Consider the following 253-nt stretch of genomic DNA (forward strand, 5'->3'; position numbering starts at 1 on the left):
TCTAACGCCATCCGTATTCAGGGCCAGTCGGGGCACTCCAGCGATCCAGCACGCGGAGTTAACGCTATCGAACTAATGCACGACGCCATCGGGCATATTTTGCAATTGCGCGATAACCTGAAAGAACGTTATCACTACGAAGCGTTTACCGTGCCATACCCTACGCTCAACCTCGGGCATATTCACGGTGGCGACGCTTCTAACCGTATTTGCGCTTGCTGTGAGTTGCATATGGATATTCGTCCGCTGCCTG

The 253-nt window shown here is 53.0% G+C and carries 1 protein-coding gene; it reads left to right on the plus strand.

Going from position 1 to position 253, the window contains the following annotated elements; genetic code table 11:
* Positions 1–253: peptidase dimerization domain-containing protein (locus FN960_RS24455; RefSeq protein WP_185971163.1), on the plus strand; the 253-nt coding region annotated here is incomplete at both ends.

This window comes from Alkalicoccobacillus porphyridii, from assembly GCF_007293315.1.
In the GTDB taxonomy this organism is placed as follows: Bacteria; Bacillota; Bacilli; order Bacillales; family Bacillaceae_D; genus Alkalicoccobacillus; species Alkalicoccobacillus porphyridii.